General features: G+C 62.7%; 11 protein-coding genes and 1 pseudogene. 5 read left to right on the forward strand and 7 right to left on the reverse strand.

Annotation, left to right across the window (positions count from 1 at the left end; genetic code table 11):
- Positions 1 to 433 precede the first annotated feature (433 nt).
- Positions 434 to 1,099, forward strand: coding sequence for a YkgJ family cysteine cluster protein (locus DAES_RS14985; protein ID WP_013515882.1), 666 nt, complete (start codon positions 434 to 436; stop codon positions 1,097 to 1,099).
- On the forward strand, positions 1,099 to 1,353 hold the full coding sequence (locus tag DAES_RS14990) for a hypothetical protein (protein WP_013515883.1): 255 nt from the start codon (positions 1,099 to 1,101) through the stop codon (positions 1,351 to 1,353). Before DAES_RS14985 ends, DAES_RS14990 begins: the two co-directional genes overlap by 1 nt.
- Before the next feature lie 128 nt (positions 1,354 to 1,481).
- Here the strand turns inward: DAES_RS14990 and rdgB are convergent, their stop codons facing one another.
- Positions 1,482 to 2,090: an RdgB/HAM1 family non-canonical purine NTP pyrophosphatase gene (gene rdgB / locus DAES_RS14995; protein ID WP_013515884.1), complete on the reverse strand. Its 609-nt coding sequence runs from the start codon at positions 2,088 to 2,090 to the stop codon at positions 1,482 to 1,484.
- 60 nt (positions 2,091 to 2,150) lie between these two features.
- Positions 2,151 to 3,632 (reverse strand): two-component system sensor histidine kinase NtrB, encoded by a 1,482-nt coding sequence (locus DAES_RS15000; protein WP_013515885.1) that lies wholly within the window; start codon positions 3,630 to 3,632, stop codon positions 2,151 to 2,153.
- 102 nt (positions 3,633 to 3,734) lie between these two features.
- Here DAES_RS15000 and rimO point away from each other — a divergent pair, with 102 nt between their 5' ends.
- The 3 genes from rimO to serS all read left to right on the forward strand — a co-directional run bounded on the left by rimO (position 3,735) and on the right by serS (position 8,459).
- Entirely contained in the window at positions 3,735 to 5,066 is a 1,332-nt protein-coding gene (gene rimO / locus DAES_RS15005; protein ID WP_013515886.1) for a 30S ribosomal protein S12 methylthiotransferase RimO, read from the forward strand.
- A 264-nt stretch (positions 5,067 to 5,330) separates the two neighbouring features.
- Complete coding sequence (locus tag DAES_RS15010; protein WP_013513773.1) at positions 5,331 to 6,398, forward strand: IS110 family RNA-guided transposase; 1,068 nt, start codon at positions 5,331 to 5,333, stop codon at positions 6,396 to 6,398.
- A 783-nt stretch (positions 6,399 to 7,181) separates the two neighbouring features.
- Positions 7,182 to 8,459 (forward strand): serine--tRNA ligase, encoded by a 1,278-nt coding sequence (serS, locus tag DAES_RS15015; protein ID WP_013515887.1) that lies wholly within the window; start codon positions 7,182 to 7,184, stop codon positions 8,457 to 8,459.
- A 79-nt stretch (positions 8,460 to 8,538) separates the two neighbouring features.
- On the opposite strand, the gene DAES_RS15020 is transcribed toward serS, so the two are convergent.
- The 5 genes and pseudogenes from DAES_RS15020 to DAES_RS15040 form a co-directional block, all read right to left on the reverse strand.
- Positions 8,539 to 8,727 (reverse strand): hypothetical protein, encoded by a 189-nt coding sequence (locus DAES_RS15020; protein WP_013515888.1) that lies wholly within the window; start codon positions 8,725 to 8,727, stop codon positions 8,539 to 8,541.
- A gap of 14 nt (positions 8,728 to 8,741) precedes the next feature.
- Positions 8,742 to 9,215 (reverse strand): hypothetical protein, encoded by a 474-nt coding sequence (locus DAES_RS15025; RefSeq protein ID WP_013515889.1) that lies wholly within the window; start codon positions 9,213 to 9,215, stop codon positions 8,742 to 8,744.
- A 132-nt stretch (positions 9,216 to 9,347) separates the two neighbouring features.
- On the reverse strand, positions 9,348 to 10,667 hold the full coding sequence (locus DAES_RS15030; RefSeq protein WP_013515890.1) for a malic enzyme-like NAD(P)-binding protein: 1,320 nt from the start codon (positions 10,665 to 10,667) through the stop codon (positions 9,348 to 9,350).
- A gap of 257 nt (positions 10,668 to 10,924) precedes the next feature.
- Positions 10,925 to 11,953 (reverse strand): annotated as a pseudogene (locus DAES_RS15035) (TAXI family TRAP transporter solute-binding subunit).
- 223 nt (positions 11,954 to 12,176) lie between these two features.
- Positions 12,177 to 14,105 carry a TRAP transporter permease gene (locus tag DAES_RS15040; RefSeq protein ID WP_013515891.1) on the reverse strand — a complete coding sequence of 643 codons (1,929 nt, stop codon included), beginning with the start codon at positions 14,103 to 14,105 and terminating at the stop codon, positions 12,177 to 12,179.
- Positions 14,106 to 14,304 lie beyond the last annotated feature (199 nt).

Here is a 14,304-nt window from a genome sequence, read left to right on the forward strand (position 1 = left end):
AAAACGCTGAACCGGCACATGCGCCGTAATTCACAAGATATGTAGGGATGACAATGTACTGGATGCTCCGGCTTTTTGTCAACCGGTAATTCCCAAAAACATCTTGCCAATCCTTAATTTACGAGCCAAAGCCCGCGTTGCGCCGGATGCCTGTTCCATCTCCTCGCGATGTACAAAGGGCGACATGGTCCAATGGATCACACCAGGGTATCCGCTCCTAAATCGATACCCCAAAAGATTTTCATGGGCAACACAAACTTCCATTCTCCACACTGGCACTTCATTTTCCCGTCCGCTGGCCCTTTTGCCCCTTTTCCCACACCCCTCACGCCGGATCGGCTTGCCCTTGCGAAAATCGTCCCGGAGTTGTATCGACCCCGGACATGACAACGCCGACACGCTCCCGGCCCAAACCCAACGGATGCCAAACGCCATGACACCAGAAGCCACCTGCAAGCGGTGCGGGGACTGTTGCCGCAACGGCGGGCCTGCCCTGCACCGCCAGGATCTCCCCCTGATCCAGGACGGCACCATTCCCCTTGCCGATATCGTCACCCTGCGCCCCGGCGAGTGGGCCTATGACCAGCCCGCCAAGCGTCTGCTCCCCCTTGGCGAGGAGATTCTCAAGATCAAGGGGCGCGACAGCGCCTGGACCTGCATCTACTACAGCCCCGAGGGCCGCGCCTGCGGCCTGTACGAGACCAGACCCATCGAATGCCAGCTGCTCTTCTGCCGCGACATTGAGCCCATCGCCGCCATGTACGACAAGGACCGCCTGACCAGGGCCGACCTGCTCCCGACCGGCCACCCCCTGCTCGATCTGGTCCGCGGGCACGACGAAAAATGCGCCCCCCTGCGCATGGAGGAGGCCGCCAAGATGGCGCGGGCAGGCGACGCCGAGGCTGGCGCGGACCTCAAGGAGATGGTGGTCTTCGACATGGAACTGCGCCGCCTGACCCAGGAAAAATCGGGCATGGCGCGCAACATCAACGATTTTCTCTTCGGCAGGCCGCTGCGGACCCTGCTGCGAGCCATGAACATCAACGTCTACGAGGTGGGCGGCTCTGTCCGCTTCGGTTTCGATCAGGAAGGCAAGTGATGAAAGACGAACGCGGCCACTACTACACCCCGTCCCTGCAAAGCCCGGAAGTGCGTATGTATGTGCGCGACAACAACGGCGTCATCGAGTTCCGGCTCTACAACCCCGCCGAGCCCATCATCTGGGAGAAGCACCAGTGGGTCCCCTACCCGGCCATCCTCAAGGCCTCGGAAATGTTCAAGGAACGCGGCACTGGCCGCAATCCGCTGGCCTTGTACGACCTTGAAATCGCGAAAAAGCTGCTAAGCTGCTGAGGCCGCCGGTCCGGCCCGCTGGCGTGTGCCGCCAGGGCCGGGCACCCTGCCGCCACCGCCACACGCCAACAACGCGCAACGCCCCGGCAGGGGCTTCCCGTCGGGGCGTCGTGCGCGTCGCCTGTCCGCTATTTGCCGACCCTGGCCCAAAAGTCCGGCCATTTGGCGAGCAGCCCGCGCATGGCCTTGCCCCGGTGGGAGCGGAGGTTCTTGACCTCGGGATCAAGCTCGGCCACGTGGCAGCCAAGCTCCGGGTCCACGACAATGACATCGTAGCCGAAGCCGCCGCTGCCCTTGTAGCCATGACCCACGCGGATATCGTAGCTGCCGTCCGCGTCGATGCACTCGCCTGACGGGGCCACGGCCACCATGACGCAGCGGTAGCGACCCATGCGCTGCTCGTCTGGCACGCCGCGCAGCTCGGCCAACATCTTCTCGTTGTTGGCGTGGTCGTCGCACGCCTCGCCCGCGTAGCGGGCCGAATACACGCCGGGCCGGCCATCCAGGGCGTCCACCTCGATGCCCGAATCGTCTGCCACGGCCACCAGCCCGGTGGCCCCGGCCACGGTGCGCGCCTTGATCAGCGCGTTTTCCAGAAAGGTCTCGCCGGTCTCGGGTATCTCCCCGATCTCCGGGAACTCGGACAGACTGCGCACCCGGACCCCGAACGGCTCAAGCATGACCGAAAGCTCGCGGATCTTTCCCTTGTTGCCGGTGGCAAGGACAATGGCCTCCACGGACACCCCCTGTGATTCTGTGCGTGATCGCGCCGGACGCACCCCGGCACAGGGGCGTGTTTACGCGGACTCCTCGGAATCCGCAACCGCCAGGATGGGCGGCAGGAACAGGGTGATCTTGGTGCCCGCGCCCACGCGGCTGACCAGATCCACCTCGCCGCCGATCTCGTCGATGATCTTGCGCGTCTGGGCCAGCCCCAGGCCCGCGCCCTTGCCCCTGGTGGAAAAGAACGGGCTGAAAATCTTGTCCCTGATCTCGAGCGGGATGCCGTGGCCCGTGTCCTCCACGGCCAGCACCGCGTAGTTGTGGGTCATGGTGGTGGTCACCAGCAGTCTGCCGCCGCCGTCCATGGCCTCCAGCGAATTCTTGACCAGATTGATCAGGCACTGCTTGATCAGGTCGGGGTTGGCGCGCACCCTGGCCACGTTCTCGTCCAGGTCCACCGTGGCCGTGACGCCCTGGTTTTCGCAGGGCAGGCTCATGACGCTCATGGTCGCGGTGACCAGCTCGTTGATGTCCACCTCGGCCACCTGGGCCTCGGTGGGCCGGGTGAAGTTGAGCAGACTCTTGAGTATCTCGTCGAGCCGCCTGGATTCGTCGAGGATGATGCCGATCTTCTCCCGGACTTTGTCGTCCAGGCCGCCCGAGCGCATGAGCGAGTTGGCAAACCCGCTGATGGTGAAGAGCGGGTTGCGGATCTCGTGGGCCATGTAGGTGGACAGCTCACCGATGGAGGCCAGCTTTTCGGCCTGTTGCAGCCGGTGCTCCATGGACGTGCGCTGGGTGATGTCGCGCCGGATGGCGACCACGTGGTTGACAGCGCCCTCCTCGTCGAACACCGGATGGGTGTAGACGCGGAAATACCGCACCCGACCGTCCGCGCCCACCTCGCTGGTCATGGTTTCCGCAGGCCCCCTGGTCTGCATGGTTTTCCCGAAGGGGTCCTTCTCGAACCCGCACTCCGGCTTGTCCGTGCCCGTGAACACCTCGCAGTACGAAAGCCCGACAATCTCGCGCTTGGCCTTGCCCAGCCTGTCGAGCACCGTCTTGTTCATGCCCACGATCTCGCCCCGGTTGTCCAGAAAGAGAATCTCGTGGTCCATCTGGTCGATGATGGTCTTGAGCATATTCTGGGTGTGCAGCAAGTCCAGCTTGCAGGCCACCCATATCTTGTCGGAAGCGAGCAGATTTATGAAGAAATTCGCCGCATTGCGCTCAACAAGCGTAACCCTGGCGGGCAGATGGGCGCGCAGATCCTGAATCAGCCCGGACCGGCCCGTGGACTCGATGACCAGGTTGATCTCCGGATGGCTTTCTAGCATCTCCCGATATCCCGCATAGGTCGGGATGTGTCCGTTGACACCCCGGTCGTCCTCGGGCAGCGCACCGCCGCCGGGCAGGGCCACGGCCACGATCCCGATCTCCTGAAGCACCGCGTCATTGGCCTTGTCCTTGAACATCTGCCAAAATGTCAGTAGAGCCGGGATGTCGCCGATGACGCCGATGACGTACCGTTTGTCCTCGCCGTATGTTGCTGACACTGTGACCTCCTGACCGGAAATGTTCTCCCCCTCCCGACAATCAAGAGGGGGGCATTTACGGATACTAATATATTATGACGCCCTTTTCAAAGGATTAAAGACATGGCGCACCATTCTGTCCCTGCTGTCAAGGTGTTCACGGTCAGCCTCGGCTGCCCCAAAAACCTCGTGGACACCGAGCGGCTGCTCGGCGCGCTCGGCCCGGCCATGCTCCCGGCGGACACCGTTGCCCAAGCCGACCTGGCCCTGATCAACACCTGCGGCTTCATCCAGCCTGCGGTCGAGGAATCCGTGGCCGCCATCCTCGACGCTGTGCGCGATGCCGACGAAACCCGCGAAAGCACCGGCAGACGCCCGCTGGTGGCCGTGGCCGGCTGCCTTGTCAGCCGCTATGGGCAGGACCTGCGCGAGGAGCTGCCCGAAGTCGATCTCTGGCTCTCCACCGACCAGCTCCACCTCTGGCCCGTCATGATCGCCCAGGCCATCACCCACGCCCGCCCCATCCCGAACGCGCCCCGCCGACTCTCCACCGGCCCGGCCTACGCCTATCTCAAGATCAGCGAAGGGTGCTCCCACAACTGCCACTTCTGCACCATCCCCTCCATCCGCGGTCCGCACAGAAGCCGCCCGGTGGAAGCCCTCCTGGACGAGGCGCGCACCCTGGCCGCCAGCGTCCCTGAAATAATCATCGTCGGCCAGGACTCGACCTCCTACGGCTCGGACCTCGGCGGCGACAACACCATCAAGCATCTCGTCTCCGGCCTGGCCGACCTCCCCGGCCTCGCCTGGCTCAGGCTCATGTATCTCTACCCCGCCGGGCTTACCGACGACCTGCTGGGCTTCCTCAAATCCATCGGCGACCCCCTGCTGCCCTACTTCGACATCCCGCTCCAGCACGCCCACCCCGACGTGCTCGCCTCCATGGGCCGCCCCTTTGCCCGCAACCCGCGCAAGGTCATCGACCGCGTGCGCGCCCACTTCTCCGATGCCGCCCTGCGCACCACCTTCATCGTCGGCTATCCCGGCGAAACCGACGAACACTTCGACCACCTGATGCGCTTTGTCGAGGAAACCCGCTTCCACCACCTCGGCGTCTTCCCTTACTGGCCCGAGGACGGCACCCCCGCCGCCGCCCTGCCCGATCCGGTGGACGACCAGACCAAACTCGACCGCCGCGACGCCCTCATGGCCCTCCAGGCCGACATCAGCCGCGAGATCATGGAATCCCACGTCGGCCAGACCCTGCCCGTGCTCATCGAAGCGCCCTCCCCGGAATGGCCCGGGCTCTTCACGGGCCGCACCTGGTTCCAGGCCCCGGAAGTGGACGGCACCACCTACGTCAGCACGCCGCCCGACACCACCCTCACCCCAGGAACCATCGTCACCATCGAAATCGACAAGGCCGACACCTACGACCTCTCGGGGCTCGTCTGAGGCATCGCGGCAGCGGCAGGCTGGCCCCAAGTACACTCGTGCGCCGCTGCTTCTAAATATCCACGCCGACCACGCCAATTTCGACGTCACTGGCGGCAGCAAGCTATGGGCAAGAGCCGTCGCTGTCGCTCCTCCAAGCTAAAGAGCCCTCCCGGCGGGGTTCTTTTTTGGCTGGGCCGCCCCAAAAAAGAACCAAATACCATGCTGGCCTTACCTGAGGTAGTCTGAGTTTGAACGACAACTTAGAACCGCAGGAGGCACAGCATGGCAAAGTATTCAGTATCACGAATCAGCGATTTTCTGGAAGCGTTTGAAGGCCGGGAGATTCACGTCGGCGTGGACGTTCACAAACTCAGTTATCATGTGGCGGTGCGTCGCGAGGATGGGGCTTGTGAGACATGGGTAGCGCCTGCCAAGCCATATGATTTGGTCCTGGCGTTGCTCGAATTGGGGCAGCCAATAGCACAGGTCACTTATGAATCCGGCCCAACGGGTTTTGGGCTATGTCGGGCCATGGAAGAGGCTGGCATAGATTGCTGCGTGGTTGCCCCGAGCAAGGTTCCCCGTGCTGTGGTTGCGGGGTCAAAGACAGATCGGTTGGACTGTATCAAACTGGCCGACTATGCCGCCAAGGGCATGCTTAAGGGGATCGCCGTGCCTACTCCTGCCGAGGAAGGAGAGCGCAGCCTGATTCGCCGCAGGTCGCAGATTGTCGACAACATCCGCCGCGCCAAGTTACGGATCAAGTCGTTGCTGCTTTACGTCGGCGCGGAGGAGCCGCCAGGGCTATCGCAGTGGTCCGGGCAAGCCGTTGGGAGACTGTCGACTCTTCAAATCGAGCCTGCCGCCAAGTTGACGCTGGACAGCCTGTTGCGCGAGTTGTCTTGGCAGAAGGTGGAGCTAAAAGAGATCGAGGCGACTCTGTCCATGATCATGGTAAAACGGCATGAAGAGGCTATGAAGCGGCTGCGGACGGTCCCCGGCGTCGGCCCGACGGTCGCCACCACGTTTTTGCTGGAGGTCTTTCGTCCGGAGCGTTTTCAGTGTCATGAACAGGTCGTGTCGTATCTCGGTCTTGCGCCGACGGTTCGCCAAAGTGGTGAGCGATCATCACGCGGCCGACTTGTTCCTGTCGGACAAAAACGATTGCGAAGCCTCCTGGTCGAATCCGCTTGGATATGGCAGGCAAAAGTTCCTAAAATCAAAGAACGTTACAACCAGCTTGTCGCAAAAACAGGAGTGCCGCAAAAAGCCATTGCAGCCATAGCTCGCCTCCTGGCAATCGTTTTATGGCGTTTGAGTCTTTCGGGCCGTTGTTATCAAAGTTCATAACCTGAATCACCAATCTGCGCGGGCGTTTTTCGGCTGTTTAGACAGCGTGAACCAAATGGCGCAATAATGATTTTGTACCGAACGAATGGTACTTGGTGCCAGAGAGCACGAATAGGAAAAGGCTATACACAGATTCCCTTGACGGTGGGCCACATAGGAAAAAACGCGGCTTTTTAGCTTGGCCGCCTGCACTCCACGGCCAAGAAGCTGATCAAATCGCGCTGCTCCCGAATCAAGTCCTCCGCTTCGCTCCGTCCGTGATTCGAAAGAGCCGCAGCTTGCGATTTGTCAGCTTCTAGGCCTTAGGAGGCTTAAGGGCTGGGACGGACGAAAGATGAAAAGACAGTGGCCGCAATGGGATGGTCTGCGCTCTTCATGTCCCACCTAGCCACACCATCCCCGCTCTCCCTCTCGTCAGCCCCGCAATGGGCGGGAGCGTCGAGGCACCAGTTGCCTCGGCCTGCGGCCAGGGCGAAACCCGGCGGAGGCGGAGTCTTCGACGCCGACAACTGTTTCGCCAGCGGGTCGAGGCTACTGGTGTCCGACGCGGGAGACCCGATCACACATTCTTAAAAAGCGGTTTTTGCTTACTTTTGGCCGCTTTGGCCCAAAAGTAAGTCGCAACGGAGGAGCGAAATCCCCCCATACTCTTCATCCCGCCAAAGGCGGCTTCCTTATTCCTCTTCCTCTTTCCCTCCCCTCAACACACCCCACCACATGAGGGCTTCAAATCCATCCCGACTTGCTGTACTACGGTGAACGAATCGAACCGAGGAGACCTTGATGCTTGATCTCAAATTGATGCAAAAGACCCCGGACCTGGTCCGGGAAAGCCTGAAAAAACGCGGCTCGAAAATCGACGTGCAGGAATTCCTGACCCTCGACGAACGCCGCAAGAGCCTCATCGCCGAAGGCGAAACCCTCAAGGCCGAGCGCAACGCCGCCGGGCCTGAAATCGCCAAATGCAAAAAATCCGGCCAGGACGCATCTGCCCTGCTCGCCCGGATGGCCGAAGTCTCCGAGCGGGTCAAGACCCTGGACGCCGAGCTGACCGAGGTCGAGACCGCCGAGCGCGACTGGCTCATGTCCGTGCCCAACATGCCGCACGAGTCCGTGCCCGTGGGCGCGAGCGAGGCGGACAACCCGGTGGTGCGCTCCTGGGGCGAGAAGCCGGTCATGGATTTCGAGCCCAAGGAACACTGGGAGCTTGGCACGGCCCTGGGCGGCCTGGATTTCGAGCGCGCGGCCAAGCTGGCCGGTTCGCGCTTTGCCTTGAGCTTTGGCTGGTGCGCCCGGCTGGAGCGCGCCCTGGCCCAGTTCATGCTCGACACCCAGACCACGCTGCACGGCTACACCGAGGTCATCCCGCCCTACATCGTCAACCGCAGGACCATGACCGGCACGGGCCAATTGCCCAAGTTCGAGGAGGACCTGTTCAAGCTTGAGGGCGTGGACTCTTTTCTCATCCCCACCGCCGAGGTGCCCCTGACCAACATCTATGCGGGCGAGGTCATCGACGAGGCAGCCCTGCCCGTCAAGTTCTGCGCGCATACGCCCTGTTTCCGTTCCGAGGCAGGCTCCTACGGCAAGGACACCAAGGGGCTGATCCGGCTGCACCAGTTCCACAAGGTGGAGATGGTCAACTTCGCCCACCCGGACACATCCTACGAGGCCCTGGAGGCCATGACCGCAGCAGCGGAAAAGATATTGCAGTTGCTCGGCATCCACTACCGGGTCATCGAGCTGTGTACCGGCGACATGGGCTTTGGCGCGACCAAGACCTACGACATCGAGGTCTGGCTGCCCGGCCAGAACCAGTACCGCGAGATATCCTCCTGCTCCAACTGCGGCGATTTCCAGGCCCGCCGGGCGGACATCCGGTTCCGCTCGCCCGGGTCCAAAAAGAATCAGTACGTGCACACCCTCAACGGTTCGGGCCTGGCTGTGGGCCGCTGTCTGGTGGCGGTCATGGAGAACGGCCAGCGGGCCGACGGCTCCATCGTCATCCCTGACGCGCTCAAGCCCTACATGGGTGGCCTTGAGGTGGTTGAGGCCAAGTAGGCGGGTGATTCCCATCGACAAAAAAGGCCGGAGCGCACATGCGTTCCGGCCTTTTCCTTTGTGGACATAAACGGGCTGGCTATTCGTCGGAAGAGGCCGGGCTGTCCGGGGAAGCGGCAAAGGCGTCGATATCGCCGAGCACGGCGGCCACGGCAAGGGCCAATTCCGGGGGCATGTCCACCGAGGCGAATCCGGCCAGGAGTCTTTGCGGGTCGATGCCGTGCTCTCCGGCCAGGGCGCGGATGGAGTCTTCGAGGGGCTTGTCCATGAATATTTCCTTGTCTACCGCGCGACCAGGAATCCCTTGAAACCGGCCTCGGTGCGCACATTCTCCGGCGCTGCCGCCTGATCGAGCTCCATCCTGGCGGCCCGGCCCACGAACGAGGCCGGGGTCTTGGCCACGATGCGCCATTTGCGGGCCGATTCCGAGGTGCAGACGAGGTCGAGCACCTCGGCGTCGCCCGAAGGCTCGATGGCCAGGACCGAGACCGCGCGGGTGATGACGCCTGCGGCCTCGTCGGACGAAAAGATCATCATGGAATACTGATACCCGGTGCCGAGGTTCTCCCACTTGACCGGGGTGCGGGTGGGCGCGGTGTCCAGGGCGTGGGCCAGATGGCGCACGTCATCGTCCTGCATGTAGTCGCCCACATATTCGGGCCCGCCCAGGTTGAAGGCGTCCAGGGTGGCCTGCTTGCATCCCAGGGGGAGCAGCGTCAAGGCCAGAAGGGTCAAAGCTGTGACAAAACGTTTCATGGTCGTCTCCTGTATGGCGCTCAACGATAGACCTTAGAGGACATTGGCGCGACAGGCAACTGACATATGAACGGGGAAAAAACACGGGGTCGGGACCATGCCCGACCCCGTGGGATCATGCGGAAGGCGAATCTAGATGTCGTAGTTGAAGGAATCGACCACCAGCTTGGTGCGCGCCTTGGAGGCGGCCATGCGGGCTGTGAGGTCCTTCTTGTACTGTTCGAGGTCGAGCTTGATACCGGCCACGCCGGTGTCCATGGCGGCCTTGGCCACCGCCGGGGCCAGCCAGGTCAGCACGCGCGGATCAAGCGGCTTGGGGATGATGTAGTCGATGCCGTATTCCAGCGTGTCCACGCCGTAGGCGTCGCAGATTTCCTGGGCGACCGGCTCCTTGGCCAGGGCGGCCAGGGCCTCGGCGCAGGCAAGCTTCATCTCCTCGTTGATGATGACGGCCCGGCAGTCGAGCGCGCCGCGGAAGATGTAGGGGAAGCCGAGCACGTTGTTGACCTGGTTGGGGAAGTCGGACCGGCCCGTGCCCATGATGATGTCGGGCCGCACTTCCTTGACCGCCGGGTACGGAATCTCCGGGTCCGGGTTGGCGCAGGCGAAGATGATGGCATTTTTGGCCATGGTCTTGACCATGTCCTGGCTGATGGCGTCTTTGACCGACAGGCCGAGGAACATGTCCGCGCCCTTCATGCAGTCGGCCAGAGAGCCGTGGTCCTTGGCCTGGGCGTAAGCCGCCTTGAAGGTGTTGAGGTCGGTGCGGCCCGCGTGGATCAGGCCGCGCGAGTCGAACATGAAGACATTCTCGCGCCTGACGCCCATGTGGACATAGAGGTTGGAGCAGGCGATGGCCGCCGCGCCCGCGCCCGAGACCACGATCTTGATGTCCTCGATCTTCTTGCCGGAAATCTCCAGGGCGTTGATGATGCCCGCAGCCGAGATGATGGCCGTGCCGTGCTGGTCGTCGTGAAAGACCGGGATGCCCATCTCCTTCTTGAGGCGGGTCTCGATCTCGAAGCATTCCGGAGCCTTGATGTCCTCAAGGTTGATGCCGCCAAAGGTGGGCTCAAGCATCTTGCAGAACGCCACGACCTCGTCCGGGGTCTTGGCGTTGATGTTGATGTCATAGACATCGATGTCCGAGAAAATCTTGAACAGGACGCCCTTGCCCTCCATGACCGGCTTGCCCGCCTCAGGCCCGATGTTGCCCAGGCCGAGCACGGCGGTGCCGTTGCTGACCACAGCCACAAGGTTGCCCTTGTTGGTGTATTCGTAGACTTTTTCCTTGTCCGCATGGATTGCCCGGCAGGCTTCCGCAACGCCCGGGGAATAGGCCATGGACAGGTGTTTCTGGTTGTCGCAGGGCTTGATGGAGATGACCTCCAACTTGCCCTTGCGCTTGGTGGAATGGTACCGCAACGCTTCTTCTTTCGTGAACAATGCCATGATCAGGCCTCCCTTGAAGCTATTTTGCCCAAGTGGTACGAGGGATTTTCAGTTTCAGTCAAGAACAATTTCCCTTGAACGCCAACATGTTCCGGCTGATATGGCCCCACCCTGAACCATGCCTGTCTGAGCGGCCAATCAATTCAGCCGGTTGAACGCCGGGCCGCTCCATGGCACACCAAACCAATCCGAAGCTCACCGGAAAGGGCCCGGTCCAGAATCGGCGGATCAGGGGAGGCGACGGCTCGGTCGACCGTTCAGGGAAGAAGCGCTTCCGGGATATCCAGCCCCTGCTCTTTCCAGAAGCGGACCGCGCCAGGGTGCAGGGGGATGGATATGCCCCGCAGCCCGGAGGAGACGGCCATGTCCCTGGCCGCGCTGTGCGCCATGCGGATTGCCTCAAGCCCCTCGGAAGAATAGACGGCCCTGAGACAGTCGTAGGCGGTCTCCTCGCCCATGTCCGCGCTGGCGCACTAGAGGGAGGCATCCTGGAAGGTCGCCACGTCCGCGTCCTGGCCCGCATAGGTGCCTGCCGGGATGGTGACCTCGGTGTAGAAGGGGTAGGCCTCGTAGAACCCGGATGCCACGGCCTCGGCGTGCAGGTCCACAAGCCGGACCGGCACCCGCGCGGCTGCCTCGATGATGGCGGAGTTGGGGTATCCCACCAGCAGCCAGAAGGCGTCCAGCCTGCCCTCGACAAAATCCGTGGCCGCCTGGGTGTAGCCCAGCCCCTTGGGGGTTAGGCTCTCCCAGAGTCCGAGATGGTTGAGGAACCGCTCGGCAGACAGGGCCGCTCCGGAGCCGGGGTTGCCTATGGCCACGGTCCTGCCCTTGAGATCACGGGCCGAGACGATGCCGGAATCGGCCCGGACCACGAGCTGGGCCGGAGCGCCGTAGAGGAAGGCGAGCGCCCGGACTCGGTCGTAGTGAGCCGGGTCCCCGGGCAGCGCGCCGGTGCGTCCCAGGAAGGCGTCGCCCGAATAGACGATGCCGAGGTCAACGGCGTCGTTGTTCAGGCTGCGCAGGTTCTCGACGGAACCTCCCGCGCCCTTGGGCGAAACCTCAAGATGCCCGTGCGCGTCGGCAATGACGCTCGCCATCTTGTTGGCAAAAAAGTTGAAGGTGCCGCCCGTTGGCCCGCCGCCAAAGGCGAGGTAGCGTTTCTGCGCCTTGGCGCCGGACGCGGCCTGTCCGGCGTCTTCGTCCATATCGGACGAGCAGCCCAGGGCCAGCAGCAGCGCTGCGACCGCCACAAGGGGGATAAGCCGTGTCAGCAAGCGTTCCATACGTCCTCCAATGCATGAGCCGGGCAGGGACAAAGCGCGATCACCCGTTGCGACCGCCTCGGCGCACCCTGAAGCAGGTGGCGCACCGTTGATTATTACACCACCGGGCAGAAAAGCACAACGCGCCGCAGTGTCACGGAAACAGACCGGGGCGGGCCGGGCGCGCTTGTCGGCAGGAAGTGAAAGGCCCGGAGCAACGCGCTCCGGGCCGTGTGTTTGCGCGTCAGACCGCCGAGGGCAGCAGCCGCCGCTTGAGAGGCCCGTACCAGATGCCGCTCAGGAACCAGGCATAGGCAAAGACCGCCAAGGCTATCGCCGGGAACCAGAGGGATATCTCCAGCCGCGAGGCGTCCAGGGAGAAGGCCGGGACGTAGGCGAACAGGAACGGAGCCAGATACAGGAACTTGGCGAACTTGAACGAGGTGAATGCCGTGCGCCACATGTTGGCCCCGGCAATGGTGGCGCCCGCAAAGGCGGCGATGCACACCGGCGGGGTGATGTTGGAATCCTGCGACAGCCAGTAGACGATCATGTGGGCGGCCAGCTCGTTGACGCCGAGATGGGTCAGGGCGGGCACGGCCACCACTGCGGTGATCAGGTAGGCCGCCGTGACCGGCACGCCCATGCCCAGGATGAGCGAGGCCAGGGCAATCAGGAAGATGGTCATGATCAGGTTGCCGTCGGCCAGATCGATGACGATGTCGGCAAAGGTGAGGACCAGCCCGGAGTAGGTCAGCACGCCGATGATGATACCGATGACGCCCACCGTGGCGCCGATCTTGAGAGAGTTGATGGTGCCCATGCGCGCGGCCACCACAAAGCCCTCCACCTCGCCCTTCATGCCGCGCAGGGTCTGCCTGCGCACGACAAAGACGATGGCCGAGGCGACCAGACCGTACACGAGCAGAATCCGGCCTGACATGTAGGGCTTGACCGCGGCCACGACGTCCGGCCCCGCCGCCATCCCGGCCAGCTTGACCAGCCAGGGGCAGACGACCATGAAGCTCATGATCAGCAGGATGGTGGGGTCGATGGGCTTGCTGTCGCCCTTGAAGGAGAGGGCGATGCAGGAGGCCAGGCCGATGATGGCCGAGTAGCCCGGCGAATAGCCGGCCAGCATGAAGACCGTGATCAGGACCAGAGGCAGGATGTAGAACCATTCCTTTCTGAATATCTCCATGGCGCTGTACTTGTAGCGCTCGCCCACCACGTTCTCCTTCTTGGCCTCGTAGTGCACCATGACGAAGACCGAGAAGAAATACATCAGGGCCGGAAAGATGGCCACCAGCATGATGTACGAATAGGGCAGGCCGGTCATCTCGGCCATGATGAACCCGCCCGCGCCCATGATCGGAGGCATGAACATGCCGCCGATGGAGGCGGCGGGCTCAATGGCGCCCGCCACATGGGGCTTGAACCCGGCCTTTTTCATCATCGGGATGGTGAAGGTGCCGGTGGACACGGTGTTGGCGATGGCCGAGCCGGAGATGGAACCGAACAGGCCCGAGGCAATGACCGCGACCTTGGCCGGGCCACCGATCTTGTGGCCCACCGCGGCCAGGGGGAAATCGATGAAGAACTTCTGCGCCCCGCACTGCTCAAGGAAGGCCCCGAAGAGTACGAACAGGATGATGTAAGTGGCGAGCACGTTGGCCATGATGCCGAACACGCCGTCGCTGCGGTAGAAGAGCGAGGTGCACAGGTCCGGGAAGCTTGCCCCGGCATGGGCCACCAGCTCCGGCATGTGCGCCCCGTACATGCCGAAAAGCAGCATCAGCACGCCGATGAGCACAAAGATGTTGCCCACCACCCGGCGGGCCAGCTCCACGCCGATGAGCACGCCGATCATGGCCATGGCCTTGTCCGTGTCGTTTTCAATGCCGGTGCGGTAGTTGATGGCCTCGAAGTTCATGATCCAGTAGCCCACCGAGACCACCGAGGCGGCCATGAGCAGATAATCGAGGATGCGGAAAATCAGGTGTTTCGACTTGTAGATCAGAAAGACGAGAACATAGGTGATGATGACGTAGATGCCGCGATGGTACTGGGTGGCCGCCGGTTCGAACACGGCAGACCATGAATAGAACAGGACCAGTGCCACAGACAGGAAATCAAAGAGATATTGCTCTATCCGGGATAATTTGTCGTACATTGCGCACTCGCGACTGCCGCACGGGCAGTGGTTGAAACAGTGAAGCCACGCCGCATGGCCCGCGCGCCGACCAGCGGCAAGGGCCGACAAGCCGGTGCGCCGCGCGGATTCCGGCGGCGGTCACGAGGCAGGGCCGCCAAGGCAGACCCCAGCCCCATGAAGGGAGCCTGGAAGGCGGGCAGGGCTCGCGCCCCGCCCG

The organism is Pseudodesulfovibrio aespoeensis Aspo-2 (genome assembly GCF_000176915.2).
Taxonomy (GTDB): domain Bacteria; phylum Desulfobacterota; class Desulfovibrionia; order Desulfovibrionales; family Desulfovibrionaceae; genus Pseudodesulfovibrio; species Pseudodesulfovibrio aespoeensis.

Coding starts and splice junctions, on each gene's coding strand:
- DAES_RS14985 (WP_013515882.1), top strand. CDS start 434: ATGACACCAGAAGCCACCTGCAAGCGGTGCGGGGACTGTTGCCGCAAC.
- DAES_RS14990 (WP_013515883.1), top strand. CDS start 1,099: ATGAAAGACGAACGCGGCCACTACTACACCCCGTCCCTGCAAAGCCCG.
- rimO (WP_013515886.1), top strand. CDS start 3,735: ATGGCGCACCATTCTGTCCCTGCTGTCAAGGTGTTCACGGTCAGCCTC.
- DAES_RS15010 (WP_013513773.1), top strand. CDS start 5,331: ATGGCAAAGTATTCAGTATCACGAATCAGCGATTTTCTGGAAGCGTTT.
- serS (WP_013515887.1), top strand. CDS start 7,182: ATGCTTGATCTCAAATTGATGCAAAAGACCCCGGACCTGGTCCGGGAA.
- DAES_RS15020 (WP_013515888.1), bottom strand. CDS start 8,727: ATGGACAAGCCCCTCGAAGACTCCATCCGCGCCCTGGCCGGAGAGCAC.
- DAES_RS15025 (WP_013515889.1), bottom strand. CDS start 9,215: ATGAAACGTTTTGTCACAGCTTTGACCCTTCTGGCCTTGACGCTGCTC.
- DAES_RS15030 (WP_013515890.1), bottom strand. CDS start 10,667: ATGGCATTGTTCACGAAAGAAGAAGCGTTGCGGTACCATTCCACCAAG.
- DAES_RS15040 (WP_013515891.1), bottom strand. CDS start 14,105: ATGTACGACAAATTATCCCGGATAGAGCAATATCTCTTTGATTTCCTG.